Here is a 12975-nt window from a genome sequence, read left to right as displayed (position 1 = left end):
TCGCCAATCCCGATTCTGGAGCCAATTCGGCTAAGCGGGAAAGAATTTAGTTTGTGTCACGCAATACGTGTGACGCGATAGAGAACAAGCTCCACTAATGCGGGGGCTTGTTGAATAGCACGCCTATCAGTTCATCCCAACAGGGCTGCATGTGTCCATGTCGATTGGATTATGCACTTGATCGCGCCTGATACCTGCTCATTACCTTTTACCAAGAGTACATCACCAACATGCATAGTTTGGAAAACGGAGGCAAAATCGGCGATCGCGTAATGTTTGTGGCCTGATGTTGTTTCATTCAGTTTGCGCGCCAGCCATCGGCCGAGTCTTTGAAGCCCCTTGTCGCACGTTGCCTTCAAGCCCGTGGCGATCTTTCACCTTCGTCTTTCAGTATATATAGGACCAGTATACTCTGTCTTATTACAGACTGCGGAAGATTTTGATCCGCCCCGTCCACGCGCAATCCAAGCACTGCGCGTGGACGGGGCAAACAAGCACACACGCGCGCTATTTGATGTTACGATTACTTTAGCGGAGTTCAGCATGCCAAGTTTCTTTCAAAGATCGCCACAGCAGCGTGGATGATGGCAGACGCCAGAGTGGTTGGCCTTCCGTCGTCCGAGTTTTCGTCCGGTTGTTTATTGTGGCTATGTTGGTCTGGGTGATCCACCTCGCCGTCAATTGGATTTTTATTTCGGTAGACAGCTTAGAGAATGCAGCAAGTTTGCGTATCGGTGTCTTTGGTACATTATTACTGCTTTATGTTTTGCTGATGGCTATTCCGTTCGTCCCTGGAGTCGAGATTGGTATTTCCCTGATGATGCTTGGAGGCGACACGGCAGCACCTTTTGTCTATCTTGGAACACTTGCAGGTCTGTATCTGGCCTATTTTTTGGGGCGGACAGTCGATTGCAGCGTTTTCAAGCAGTTGGCGATCGATCTGCGTTTAACCAGCATTAGCGATATGATCGAAAAAACTACGCCACTGAGCGGTGAAGAACGGCTACAAATGCTGAACAAGAAACTGCCAAATTGGATGCCACCCGCTGTAATCCGGTTCAGGTATGTCTCTCTCGGGTTGCTTTTGAACCTTCCGGGAAACGCGTTCATTGGTGGGGGTGGTGGGCTTGCACTGATTCCCGGAATGAGCGGACTTTACGCGCCCCGGGCGACGGCTCTGGCCTTGGCGCTGGCAGTGTCACCTGTGCCCGTCATGGTGTATTTCTTCGATTTCAATCCGCTCATCTTAACTTAAAGGAAGTGACAACAATGTCCGCCTCTCCCAAAAGTGACGCTGACCTCATTAAAGGCCTTGTCATAGGTGAGCGTGGCGCGTTTGAAACGCTTTATCAACGCCACAACACGTCAATGGTGCGGGTCGCATCCGCAATATTGCGCAACCATGCGTCCGGAGAAGAGGTGGCGCACGAAACCTGGATCGCCGTATTGCTCAATATCAACAGTTTTGAAGGACGATCATCGCTCGCGGGTTGGATTTTCACCATTCTGTCGAACCGGGCAAAAACGCGTGTGAAACGCGACGGGCGTACTGTGGCGCTTGACATCTCGGATCAGGAAAATGACGCCGACGAAGCTTTTGACGCCCGTGGAAACTGGAAGAACCTGCCCGAGCTGTGGGACGAAATCACGCCCGAACGAGTGATCGCAGGGCGCCAGATTATGGATCACGTTGCGCAAACCATCGATGACTTGCCACCCGCCCAACGCGCGGTGTTGGTTTTGCGCGGGCAGCAAGAACTTGAAGCACAAGAGGTGTGCGAAATTCTTGATATCACTGAAGGAAACATGCGTATTTTGCTGCACCGCGCTCGTCGATCAGTGCGGAATGCGATTGATGCGGTAGCGGTTTGACGCACCACAATTTAGCGAAACTGAAAATAAATCAAAAAAAATGTAACGAACCGAGAGCTGGATTGTCTTCTTATCACAAGGTTCGACAAGGAATGGAAAAATGCTGAGTTGCCGCGAACTATCAGATCAGGCGGATGGCTTTCTGGACAAGGAAATGTCGTTTGCGAAAAGAATGCAGGTTCGCCTTCATTTGATGATGTGTAGCGGTTGCAACCGGTTTGTGAATCAAATGCGTGTGACGCGCAGTCTGATTTCGACGGAAGCAAGAGTTGAGGCGGCGCATAACAGCGCCGACGACGCCAATGTCGACAGCATCCTTGCCGAGTTTGACGAACTGAAACAGTCCAGCGGTCAAAATGATCCTGCGGCGCAAACAAAGGATAAATAAGATGACAAATCTCAAGAGTGGCTTCCTGGCCGGTTTCATCGCAACGGTCGTGCTTTCGGTGCTGATGGTAATGAAGGGGATGATGGGCGTGATGCCCGAACTCGACGTAGCCGCAATGCTGGCCGAAATGATCGGCGCACCAGTTATCGTTGGTTGGATCGTGCACTTCTTGATCGGCACGGTTGCTTGGGGCGGTGGTTTTGCAGTTCTTTATGGCTATATCCCGGGTAGCAGTGCCGTTCAGAAGGGTATCGTATTCGGCATCGCTGACTGGCTTGGCATGGAGAGTGTCCGATCTTCTGTGTATGAGTAATTTGGCCCATGCTTCATTAACGAAGGAGCATGACGACAATGACGATATCCAAGGAAGTTTTAGACGAGCTGCTGAGCGGCGTTGAGAACGCGGACGATTTACTGGGCGATCAGGGCTTGATGAAAGAGCTGAAGGTGCGCCTGATGGAACGGATGCTTGGCGCTGAACTGACCGAGCATTTAGGCTATGAGCCTGACACCCAGCCCACAAACCAACAGAGCAACCGCCGCAATGGCACGTCGCGCAAGACGTTGAAGGGCAATGATGGGGCGCTGCCGATTGATGTCCCGCGCGACCGTGAGGGGAGTTTTGAACCGGAACTGATCAAGAAGGGTCAAACCCGGATCGACGGTATGGATGACAAAATCATCGGCTTATATGCAGCGGGGTTATCGACCCGCGACATCCGCGCCCATCTCGAAGAGGTCTACGGGCTGAAGGTGTCTGCCGATCTTGTCAGCCGCGTCACAGATGCCGTTCTGGAGGAAGTATCAGACTGGCAGAACCGGGCTCTGGAGCCGATGTATCCCATTGTTTTCCTTGATGCTCTTCGGGTCAAAATCCGCGATGCGGAAAGCCGTCAGGTCAAGAATAAAGCCGTTTACGTAGCCCTGGGCGTCAACGCCGAGGGCGAACGCGAGGTTCTCGGCCTGTGGATTGCCAACAACGAAGGGGCCAAGTTCTGGCTCTCGGTAATGAACAACCTGCGCAATCGCGGCGTCGAAGACATCCTGATCGCCGTTGTGGACGGCCTCAAGGGCTTTCCAGATGCCATCAATGCCGCATTCCCTGAGACCACAGTCCAAACCTGCATTGTCCATCTCGTGCGCCATTCCCTGAACTTCTGCGGATGGAAAGATCGCAAGAACGTCGCAAAAGACCTCAAGCGGATTTATCAGGCCACGGATGACACCGAGGCGGAGAAAGCCCTTGCTGATTTTGAGGCCGAATGGGGCCAAAAGTACCCGTCAATCGCTCCAAGCTGGCGACGCGCGTGGCAAGAAGTCATCCCGTTCTTCGCCTTCCCACCAGCAGTGCGCAAAATCATCTACACGACAAATGCGATTGAAAGCTTGAACCGCGTCATCCGAAAAACCACCAAAACGCGCGGTAGCTTTCCCACTGATGATGCTGCGACAAAGCTGATCTATCTGGCCATCCGCAGTTTTGAAAAGACAGGCAGGGCCGTCAGAGAATGGGTTGCTGCCCGCAATCAGTTCGCTATCCTATACCCAGAACGGTTCAACAAATGAGCCGCCAAACTCGCATGGGCTAAGCCTCATACACAGAGTTTAGGATACTCCCTTGGCATGATGATTTTGATCATGCCGATGGCGGGCGCTGGCTTGTTTGGTCTGGCCCTTGGGATGATGGCACCGATTATGACACTGGTCCTGCACATCATCTTTGGCGCGGTTCTTGGTGTAGTTTTTGCGAACCGCACGCAAGCTAAGTTGGCACACTAAAGCAATCCGCCCGTGCCCATTTGGTGGCGCGGGCGACCGTGCTTCTATGCCTAATGTGACCGCTTTCATGCGGACACGTGCGCATAACCCGTGGCCTGCCGACCCAAAATCCACCAATTTTCGTAAGGGGTGATCCAATGCGATCCTACTTCGACAGCTTTATCGCGACCAACTTAACATTCTTTGCCACGGCGTTCATTTTTGTGATCGGGGTTGGCGTTCTTGCTATCGTAGCGATGTTCATCATCGATATAGCCCAGTCAAAAGATGCAGTGCGTCGAAATTATCCCGTTTTGGGCCGCTTCAGGTCGTTGTTTTCGACGCTGGGAGAGTTCTTTCGCCAATATTTCTTTGCGATGGACCGCGAAGAGATGCCCTTTAACCGTGCTGAACGTGACTGGATCGGCCGTGCCGCTAAGGGTAAGGACAACACGGTCGCATTCGGGTCGAGCAAAGTTTTGACAGTTTCAGGAACTCCGATCTTTGTGAACTGTCCCTATCCCACTTTGGACGACGACGCGGTCGAGGTGCAGCCCTTGCGGATCGGATCAGGCTGTCCCAAACCCTATGATGCACAGTCATTCTTTAATATCTCTGCGATGAGCTATGGAGCACTGTCCACCCCTGCTGTCAAAGCCCTGTCAGCGGGTGCAAAAATGGCCGGATGCTGGATGAATACAGGCGAAGGCGGGCGGTAATCCCCCCATTTTTAATGAGGTCCAGCGGTAGAATTCAGGCGGCTGTTTTCAGTTTCATTGCGGGTGTTATGCCGCCGATGCCCATGTTGGGTCGTTCGTTGTTGTAAGTCCAGAGCCATTCCGTGGCCTGATCCTGTGCCTCCTCGATGGTTTCAAAGATGTACTGGCTGAGCCATTCGCCGCGAACCGTGCGGTTGTAGCGTTCGATATAGGCGTTCTGTTGGGGCTTTCCGGGTTGGATGTATTCCAGCCTAACGCCTTGTTTTTCTGCCCATTCCATGAGCTTTCCACTGACATATTCGGGTCCATTATCAATACGAATAGCCTTGGGTTTTCCACGCCATTCGATGATCTGGTTCAGACTCCGCACCACGCGCTCGGCTGGCAATGAGAAGTCGACTTCGATGCAAAGGCCCTCGCGATTGAAGTCATCCAGGACGTTCAGTGTCCGGATCGACCGGCCGTCAGAGAGCTGATCGGCCATAAAATCCATCGACCACGTCTCATTTGGCTTGTCAGGCACAGCCAGCGGTTCTGGCTTGTCGCGCTTCAGCCGTTTCTTGGGTTTGATCCGTAGATTCAGCTCCAGTTCGCAGTAAATCCGGTACACGCGTTTATGGTTCCAACAATAGCCCTGCACGTTGCGCAGATACAGAAAGCACAGGCCAAAGCCCCAGGTGCGCTTGTTTGCCGTCAGACGTTCCAACCAATCGGCGATCTCCTCGTTCTCGGTGCTCAGCGTTGGACTGTAGCGATAGCAGGTCTCACTGATCTGGAACGTGCGGCACGCCAGCGCGACACTGACCCCATGCACCGCCACCATCTTCATGGCCATCTCTCGTCGATGAGACGGCCTCAAGACTTTTTTCCGAGGGCTTCCTTGAGCAACTCATTCTGCATGCTCATCTCCGCATACATCTTCTTGAGGCGGCGATTCTGCTCGGCCATGTCCTTCATCTCTGCGATGAGCGACGCGTCCATACCGCCAAATTTAGCCCGCCATTTGTAAAAGCTGGCACTGCTCATCCCGTGCTCCCGGCAAAGCTCAGAGACCGGCACACCGCCCTCCGCCTGCTTCAACACAGCCATGATCTGCGCATCGCTAAATCGTCCGTTCTTCATCGTAAATCTCCTCAGATATCTTGCCGAGAAAATTCTACTTTTGAACACCACTAATTTTAGGGGGGATTACCTAAGGAGTAGTTTAATTTACGCCAGAACCTGTCCAATAAATGGGGGAGTAGCTCACTGCTACTTTGCAGATGTGGAACATTCCAACTTTACCTGTGAGCGATACGTGAACCGCGACTCTTGTTGAGCTCAGGGTAGGGGTGTCATCGCATTTCCTCCAATATCTTTTCGCGAAAGACCTCGGCTGGCGTCTTCCATCCAAGGCACTTGCGCGGCGTGTTGTTGAGGCGATCACAGATCACCTTCATATCGTGATCTGTGCATTGCCGGATGTCGCGTTTGCGGGGCAACCACCTTCGAAGGCGTCGGTTAGTGTTCTCGACTGTGCCTTTTTGCCAGGGACTGGAGGGGTCGCAAAACCACGTCTGGGTTCCGATCTCGGCTTGGAGATGCGGCCAACTGACAAACTCGGTTCCGCGGTCAAAAGTGATGGACCGGCGGGCGGCAAGGGGGAGGTCTTTGATCGACTTTATGATCTTTCCCATAACCGGCGTAGTGCGCTTGTTTGGGTTTTTCAGGATCACGGTGAAACGGCTGACGCGCTCAACCAGTGAGGTGACGTTGTTCTGGCCAAGCTTTTGTTTGAACAGCATCAAATCGGCCTCCCAGTGACCAAATTGCCGACGATGCGCGACATCATCGGGGCGGAACAGGATACTGACATCGCGGTGGAATTTGGGTTCTCTACGCCTTCTGGTGCGACGTGGTCTGCGGGCGACACGGTGGGTCGGTAGATACCACCACAGATCTTCGCCCTGACCTTCCTTGGAATAGATGTAGCGATAGATGGTTTCTTGGCAGACCCTGAGTGGGGCATCCTCGTGGATCATGCGGTTACTGATCTGCTCAGGTGTCCAGCCGTTCTTGATGCGTTCAATCACGCGTCTGCACAGCTCAGGATGTTTGATCAGCTTGCGCTCTCGAGCACGACGTTCCGCTTGCATCAGGTGGGCAGCAGCACCGTAATAGCCATCGCATCCCGGCATGCTCTCGTCCGAGAAATGGTTGCGCTTTAGCTCGCGGAATATCGTTGATCTGCAGCGCTTCAGAACGCGCGCCATCTCGTCAACTGGGACCTTCGCGTGTCTCCAGCGTTCGATCTTGCGTCGTTCTGTGATACTCAGTTGGTCGTAAACGGCTCCCGTAACGATTCCTCTCATTAGATAAACTACTGTTTTCTAACAAGAGTCGCACTTGAAGGTAGCGCACGCCCCCGAACATCGCTAAAGCCTATAACTATTATTATGGTAAATTGATTTTGGGGTCTACGAACCGATGGTAGCTCAAGCGATGAAAGAGTTCGGCTTATCTGGTTGGTTTGATTATGCGGCGCGTTGCCCTTGCCGCAAACAACAAATTGCAGCTTACGGCAGGGTCCGAAACTCTGGGGGTAGCTGATCCATCAAACCTGATCCAAAGAGGTGAAGCTAATAAGATCGCTTAAAAACTGAACGCAGGTTGCAAGTTGGCCGATCTCTACGAACTCGTTGGGTTTATGGGCTTGATCGATAGAACCCGGCCCGACAATCACTGCAGGAATCCCGCCGATTTGTTCAAACACACCGCCTTCTGAACCATATGAGACCTTACCCCCCCATGCCGGCAGAAGGTCGCCATAACGTTGAAAGCCTTGGGTTCCCCGAGCATCGCCCATGGCGGGATAGGAAAAAATCTTTTCGAAACGGATGCCTGTACCGGGGATTTTCTCTTGCATTGGGGGGACTATCTCACGCGTGATCCCATCCAAAAGCCGTTCCATATCCCGCTCGGGATCCATACCGCTGATTGAGCGCAATTCGAATGTAAGCGTGCAATTGTCAGGCGTAACATTTGTTGCAACACCGCCTTGCATCATCGTCACCAGCATCGTCGCGTGCGGTACGGTGAAATCCTGATCGAAGGGACCCTCTTTTTCATAAAGCCTGCCGCGCTCGGAAATCCGTTCAACCGCCTTGGACGCAAACTCAATGGCGTTGACATGCTCTGGGGCGAATGACGAATGCCCGGCCATGCCCGTCACATGCGCTCGCATGGCGATCTTGCCTTTCTGCCCTGTGATCAGCTTCATCATCGAAGGTTCGCCGATGATCGCTAACTCTGGCGGCATAGGCAGTTGCCCAAGATACTTCGCAATCGCAGGTGCACCCAGACAGCCCACTTCCTCGTCATAGGAAAAGCAAAGGTAGATCGGACGCGCAAGCTCCGCCTGTGCCAGTTGCGGTGCCACTGCCATAACACAGGCAGCAAATCCCTTCATATCGCAAGAGCCCCGACCAAAGAGCTTGTCGCCTTTGATTTCGGCGACAAAGGGGTCACTTTCCCATTCCGGTTCATCTGCGGGGACAACATCTGTATGACCTGACCAGACGATACCCGCTTTATCCTCAGGCCCAAAAGCCGCAATCAGATTTGCTTTGGTTCCGGTTTTGTCAGGCAGGATCGTGATCCGCCCGCCCAAATCCCCAAAGAATGCAGCCATATAATCAATGAGCGCGCGGTTGGACTTACACGAGACCGTATCGAATGAGATCAGATGTGCCAGATGCTTTGCCGCGTCCCCGGTCAGGTCATCAAATGCAAAGGTTGTTTTGCTCAGGTCTATCATTGCTGAACTCGTCTTTCTTTAGATTTTGAGAATTCTCGGCGGACGGTTAGCCCAAGCACAAAGATGCTTAGCGCTGCGAAGGCCCATGTTATGGGCGATGAGAGCAGCACCGCAGGATCGCCCCGTGATATTGCCAGCGCGCGGCGCAGGTTTTCTTCGATCATCGGGCCGAGGATGAATGCAATAAGGAAGGGAGCTGCGGGAATGTTCAGCAAAAACATACCAAACCCAACCAGACCCATCACAAGAAGCACGGCCACATCGAAGGTGCTGGAGGCGATAGAATAGATACCGAAGATACACAGCAGCAGCACCAACGGCGTCAGCAAGGTTTGCGGGATCAGCGCCACTTTTGTGAACATCCGCATGGTGATCTTGCCTGCGAAAAACAAAAGCACCGAAGAGAACAACATACCGATGAACAGCATGTAAATTTCATGCATGTTGGTTTGAAACAGCAGCGGGCCTGGAGTTAGCCCTTGGATCATGAAGGCACCAAGCATCACGCCGGTGATCACATCGCCGGGCACGCCCAATGCGAGAAGCGGGATCATCGTTGCCCCGCAGGCACCGTTATTCGCAGATTCTGACGCAGCGATACCCTCAAGTTCGCCTTTCCCGAAGTTAGCGCCGTTCTTGGAACTCCGTTGCGCTTCACCATAAGAAAAGAATGCCGCCGAGGAGGGTCCAATACCGGGGATTGCACCCAGGATTGAGCCAATCACAGAGCCTTTGAGAATGCTACGCAGCGACCCCATAAACTCCTCGCGTGTCACATGCTGGGCCCCCAGTGGCGCTGCCTCGTCAGTTTTGGCTGCGCGCATGACCACCAATTTGATCAATTCAGGGAGGGCAAAAAGGCCAATCAGAACCGGTGCAATCGACAGGCCGGCTTGCATGTCAGGCACAAAAGCAAAGCGGAAAGAGCCGTAGAGGTCTTCGCCAACCGTTGCCAGCAGCAGACCAAGTGCCGCAGAGACCATACCCAACAGCAGCGAACCGCCTGACACCCCTGCGACAGTCGTCAGCGCAAAGAGCATCAGCATAAAGAACTCGGGCGGGCCGATATGCAGCGCCAGTAACGCGAGGGGGGCCGCAAAGAAAATCAGCGAGATATTCGACAGGAAATCGCCAATCACCGAGGAATAGAGCGCCATGTTGAGCGCTTTGCCCCCTTTGCCTTGTCGAGCCAATGGGTAGCCATCAAGTGCCGTGCAAGCAGCCGAAGCCGTGCCCGGAGTCTTAATCAAAATCGCTGATACCGACCCACCGTAGGTTGACCCTTTATACAAAGCCACCAGCAGAAGGATTGACGGAACCGGTGCCATGTAAAAGGTGAATGGCAGCGCCAAGGTCACAGCCATTGTGCCTGTCATGCCGGGAATGGCGCCGACAATTACGCCCCCCCAGATACCGGCGGCCATGATCAGAAAGTTTTGTAATGTAGCAACCGCCGCAAGGGCTGCAAGAATCTCGTTTATCATCAGTGTCTCCGATCAGAAGCCAAGTATCTTAATCAGTTCACCCTTGGGGAACTGCGTTCCGAGAGCGGAATTGAAGAACAAAAGAAGCAATATCGGCCCCCCGACAGATAGGAGCGCAATCCAGATCCGATAGTTTCGTTCACCAGTCATGAGGACCATGGAAAGGGTCAGCAAAATAATTGCGATCAGAAATCCGACATAGGGCAACGCAAAAAGAAACAGCCCGAAAGCGACAACCAGACCAGCAAACCGGAGCAGCATACGTTTGATCGAACTGCCATCCGTTTCGACCGCTTCCTCCTTCGGAGCCCCGCCGCGGACTGCAAGGGTCAGCGCAAGCAAACCGAGCACAATACCAATCAGCGATACGGTTTTCGGCCACATGTCAGGTGGTGGTGCGAATCCAGGGATGAACGCCGGGCGAGGCACAAATACAGGGACAAGATAGAAGGCACAGAGCGCAAAAAATACGACTACTAGCAGCCCCCGCAAAACGGGCATCGTCATGGCAAGCCTCATGAAAGAAAAGCGATTTATATTGAGATCAGGCTGGCCGCGAGGGCCGGCGACAGGGGATGCAGGCGGGCGACGTTTCACCCACCTGCAAAAGCTTATTGGGGCAGATAGCCAAAGTCTTTGGCGAGACCGTTAAACAGCTCGTACTGGCTTTTTGCGTAGTCGGGCATTTCAACCGAACCGATGGTCGAGATCGAACCGCGACGGGCCGCGAGTTCGAGCCATTTTTCATCAGTCGCAACTTGGCCTAGAACATCCTGCCATTTGGCAATCACGTCTTCGGGCATGTCTTTGGGCGCATAAAGCGCGCTCCACCCAGTGATCTGGCCAGCTTTTTCATAGCCCAGTTCGTGGGCTGTCGCGACGTCCGGCAGGGTGTCCACGCGCTTAGGTGCAAAGACCATCAGGGCTTTCATATCGCCGCTTTCGATATGTGGCATCAAAGATGCGGCTGCCATCGCAACAAAGTCTACATGACCGCCCAACAGAGCAGTCGCAAGCGCGCCACCGCCTTTGTAAGGCACCAGCGTCGCTGCAGTAAGCGGATCAAGATCGTTGTCGGCCAAAAGCGCTTGTGTGGTGAAACCATCAATCGCAGTAGCACCGGAAGCCGCATAGGTCATTGCGCCATTGCTGTCTTTGATCGCCGCGATCAGGTCGTCGACGGTTTCATAAGGCGCGTTGCCGCGCACTGCCAAGATCATCGGCGTCGCTTCGAGCGCGCTCACAAATGTATAGGCATCCCACGGCAATGCAGACTCTGGCGTCACAGCAGGTGACAATGCCATGCCAACACGCGCGAGCAGCAGCGTATAGCCATCCGCGTCGGCATCAGAAACGAAACGTGCGCCGTTCATGCCGCCTGCCCCGGGCTTGTTCATTACTGTTACCGGCTGTCCCAGAAATGGCTGTGCCGTTTCCGCCAGAGCCCGGCCAGCAAGGTCTGAGGCACCACCCGGGCCATAAGGGACCACAAGCGTCACAGACTTCTCAGGATAAGATTGGGCCAGAGCTGGTCCGCCCACTGCCATAAGAGTAAATGCAATCGTTCCGATTATTTTTTTCATGAGTACCTCAGATTTTGTCCGGCATCCCGGAGCTGTTGGATGCAGGCCACCATCCACAGTATGCCGAATTTGACAAGAGATGGTCGTTAGTTGCATAAATTGCATACTGAGAGGAGACAGCATGTTCAAGACACGCGAACTACAGGCGTTTGACGCCTATATGCGATTGGGGGGTATGAAACTCACCGCCGAACATTTGGATTTAAGCCAGCCCATGGTCAGCCGATTGCTATCGTCATTGGAGAAAAAGGCAGGCTTCGAGCTGTTCCAACGCAAGCGTAACCGCCTCGCTCCGACCACCGAAGCATTTCGATTTCATCAAAACGTAGTGCACCATCTTGCGGGGCTGCGAAATCTGGAACAAGAAGCCAGCGCAATCGCCAGCGGTCAGGTTGGGCATCTCGTTATCGCGGCCCAGCCCGTCTTTTGTGACACCTTTCTGCTGAACGCCCTTACCCACTTTCGGAAACAACACCCTCATGCCACGGTGCAAATCGCTGATGTAGGCATGGCTGAAATGCTTCGGATGATCAGTGAGCAACGCTGCGATCTGGCTTTCGGGATTACCCTCAACGCAGAGGCCTTCGGAGGCGAAGCCTTGTCACTTGCCCGTTGCGAGGCAAAATGTATCCTGCCCAAGGGGCACGTACTAGAAGACATCGATGAGATACCCCTGCCGCGTCTGCGCAACGAGATGTTCATTGATCTCTCTCAAGGCAGCCCGCTACGGCGGCGGATTGATCTGATGATGGAAACTATTCAAGTTCACCGCACTATTGCCGCTGAATTGCGAACCATCCACGGCATTGTTCGACTTGTAGAACGGGGGGAAGGTATCGCAATCATTGATCCCGTCGCGCATCAACTTCTGGATCTCGACTTGGTTTCTGTGCATCGATTGCTCCCCCCCATAACCTGGGATATCGCGCAATTTGTGCCACACGGCAGATCACTTAGCACCGTAGGGCAGGCTTTTGCTGCCGGCGTGGCCGATGAAATTAACAATCTGAAGCGGGCCGGCATTGTGACATAGCACTTCGCACGCGGATCTCTCTTAGCGTCTGAGGGCATTCCTCAAGCTGCAAGTTAGCCTTTTGCCAACCCGAGCCCCCGAATTTCTCTCCCCCCATTTCGGTTTGCCGACGCAGCGAACGAACAAAAAACTTCGCACGATGAGCCTCCCCTCCTCGAACATTGCTCCGCAATACCCTGCCGACCACGGGCAGTGGTCTACTCTCGGCACATCAAAGTCATGCAACCCGATCATCAGGAGCAAAGAAGAGCGCCTGATCCTGTCCGAAAACTTAGGGCTCTTTCAAGGTTCCGACGAACCGGCTGCCTTCAGGCAAAATTTTTTAGCCGTGCTGGAATAAAC

Annotated in this window: 14 protein-coding genes; 8 read left to right on the top strand and 6 right to left on the bottom strand. The window is 53.5% G+C overall.

Annotated features, from left to right (window positions below; translation table 11 throughout):
• The first annotated feature begins 577 nt into the window (after positions 1–577).
• The 7 genes from ACVBAU_RS18865 (at position 578) to ACVBAU_RS18835 (ending at position 4737) form a co-directional block, all read left to right on the top strand.
• Positions 578–1255: a hypothetical protein gene (locus ACVBAU_RS18865; RefSeq protein ID WP_448329689.1), complete on the top strand. Its 678-nt coding sequence runs from the start codon at positions 578–580 to the stop codon at positions 1253–1255.
• Between the two features lie 14 nt (positions 1256–1269).
• Complete coding sequence (locus ACVBAU_RS18860) at positions 1270–1872, top strand: RNA polymerase sigma factor (protein WP_448329688.1); 603 nt, start codon at positions 1270–1272, stop codon at positions 1870–1872.
• Positions 1873–1972: 100 nt separating this feature from the next.
• Positions 1973–2260 (top strand): zf-HC2 domain-containing protein, encoded by a 288-nt coding sequence (locus tag ACVBAU_RS18855; RefSeq protein ID WP_448329687.1) that lies wholly within the window; start codon positions 1973–1975, stop codon positions 2258–2260.
• Position 2261: 1 nt separating this feature from the next.
• The gene (locus ACVBAU_RS18850) at positions 2262–2573 is read left to right on the top strand and encodes a DUF6789 family protein (protein ID WP_448329686.1); all 312 of its coding nucleotides are present in this window, start codon (positions 2262–2264) and stop codon (positions 2571–2573) included.
• 38 nt (positions 2574–2611) lie between these two features.
• Positions 2612–3826 carry an IS256 family transposase gene (locus tag ACVBAU_RS18845; protein ID WP_448326504.1) on the top strand — a complete coding sequence of 405 codons (1215 nt, stop codon included), beginning with the start codon at positions 2612–2614 and terminating at the stop codon, positions 3824–3826.
• A gap of 57 nt (positions 3827–3883) precedes the next feature.
• Complete coding sequence (locus ACVBAU_RS18840) at positions 3884–4039, top strand: DUF6789 family protein (protein WP_448329685.1); 156 nt, start codon at positions 3884–3886, stop codon at positions 4037–4039.
• A gap of 137 nt (positions 4040–4176) precedes the next feature.
• Positions 4177–4737 (top strand): glutamate synthase-related protein, encoded by a 561-nt coding sequence (locus ACVBAU_RS18835; RefSeq protein ID WP_448329684.1) that lies wholly within the window; start codon positions 4177–4179, stop codon positions 4735–4737.
• 34 nt (positions 4738–4771) lie between these two features.
• On the opposite strand, the gene ACVBAU_RS18830 is transcribed toward ACVBAU_RS18835, so the two are convergent.
• From ACVBAU_RS18830 to ACVBAU_RS18805, 6 genes are all read right to left on the bottom strand, one after another.
• A protein-coding gene (locus tag ACVBAU_RS18830) for an IS3 family transposase (protein ID WP_448325853.1) occupies positions 4772–5859 on the bottom strand; the annotation gives its coding sequence in 2 pieces (ribosomal slippage) (positions 4772–5598 and positions 5598–5859; 1089 coding nt in all).
• 212 nt (positions 5860–6071) lie between these two features.
• The gene (locus ACVBAU_RS18825; RefSeq protein WP_448329683.1) at positions 6072–7088 is read right to left on the bottom strand and encodes an IS30 family transposase; all 1017 of its coding nucleotides are present in this window, start codon (positions 7086–7088) and stop codon (positions 6072–6074) included.
• 242 nt (positions 7089–7330) lie between these two features.
• Complete coding sequence (gene argE / locus ACVBAU_RS18820; RefSeq protein WP_448329682.1) at positions 7331–8533, bottom strand: acetylornithine deacetylase; 1203 nt, start codon at positions 8531–8533, stop codon at positions 7331–7333.
• Entirely contained in the window at positions 8530–10017 is a 1488-nt protein-coding gene (locus ACVBAU_RS18815; protein ID WP_448329681.1) for a tripartite tricarboxylate transporter permease, read from the bottom strand. The genes argE and ACVBAU_RS18815 overlap by 4 nt, the downstream gene beginning before the upstream one ends.
• A 12-nt stretch (positions 10018–10029) precedes the next feature.
• Positions 10030–10524 carry a tripartite tricarboxylate transporter TctB family protein gene (locus ACVBAU_RS18810; protein ID WP_237272761.1) on the bottom strand — a complete coding sequence of 165 codons (495 nt, stop codon included), beginning with the start codon at positions 10522–10524 and terminating at the stop codon, positions 10030–10032.
• Positions 10525–10628: 104 nt separating this feature from the next.
• Positions 10629–11414: a tripartite tricarboxylate transporter substrate binding protein gene (locus tag ACVBAU_RS18805; RefSeq protein ID WP_448329680.1), complete on the bottom strand. Its 786-nt coding sequence runs from the start codon at positions 11412–11414 to the stop codon at positions 10629–10631.
• A 307-nt stretch (positions 11415–11721) separates the two neighbouring features.
• On the opposite strand from ACVBAU_RS18805, the gene ACVBAU_RS18800 reads away from it, so the two are divergent.
• A complete protein-coding gene (locus tag ACVBAU_RS18800) occupies positions 11722–12633 on the top strand; it encodes a LysR family transcriptional regulator (RefSeq protein ID WP_237272759.1) in 912 nt (303 codons plus the stop codon).
• Positions 12634–12975: the final 342 nt, after the last annotated feature.

The sequence above is a fragment of the Sulfitobacter sp. M13 genome, assembly GCF_053474885.1.
Note: the sequence above shows the minus strand (reverse complement) of the source record. Positions and strands in the feature narration are given on the sequence as shown.

Coding starts and splice junctions, on each gene's coding strand:
- ACVBAU_RS18850 (WP_448329686.1), top strand. CDS start 2,262: ATGACAAATCTCAAGAGTGGCTTCCTGGCCGGTTTCATCGCAACGGTC.
- ACVBAU_RS18835 (WP_448329684.1), top strand. CDS start 4,177: ATGCGATCCTACTTCGACAGCTTTATCGCGACCAACTTAACATTCTTT.
- ACVBAU_RS18855 (WP_448329687.1), top strand. CDS start 1,973: ATGCTGAGTTGCCGCGAACTATCAGATCAGGCGGATGGCTTTCTGGAC.
- ACVBAU_RS18810 (WP_237272761.1), bottom strand. CDS start 10,524: ATGACGATGCCCGTTTTGCGGGGGCTGCTAGTAGTCGTATTTTTTGCG.
- argE (WP_448329682.1), bottom strand. CDS start 8,533: ATGATAGACCTGAGCAAAACAACCTTTGCATTTGATGACCTGACCGGG.
- ACVBAU_RS18805 (WP_448329680.1), bottom strand. CDS start 11,414: ATGAACAAGCCCGGGGCAGGCGGCATGAACGGCGCACGTTTCGTTTCT.
- ACVBAU_RS18815 (WP_448329681.1), bottom strand. CDS start 10,017: ATGATAAACGAGATTCTTGCAGCCCTTGCGGCGGTTGCTACATTACAA.
- ACVBAU_RS18845 (WP_448326504.1), top strand. CDS start 2,612: ATGACGATATCCAAGGAAGTTTTAGACGAGCTGCTGAGCGGCGTTGAG.
- ACVBAU_RS18840 (WP_448329685.1), top strand. CDS start 3,884: ATGATGATTTTGATCATGCCGATGGCGGGCGCTGGCTTGTTTGGTCTG.
- ACVBAU_RS18860 (WP_448329688.1), top strand. CDS start 1,270: ATGTCCGCCTCTCCCAAAAGTGACGCTGACCTCATTAAAGGCCTTGTC.
- ACVBAU_RS18800 (WP_237272759.1), top strand. CDS start 11,722: ATGTTCAAGACACGCGAACTACAGGCGTTTGACGCCTATATGCGATTG.
- ACVBAU_RS18825 (WP_448329683.1), bottom strand. CDS start 7,088: ATGAGAGGAATCGTTACGGGAGCCGTTTACGACCAACTGAGTATCACA.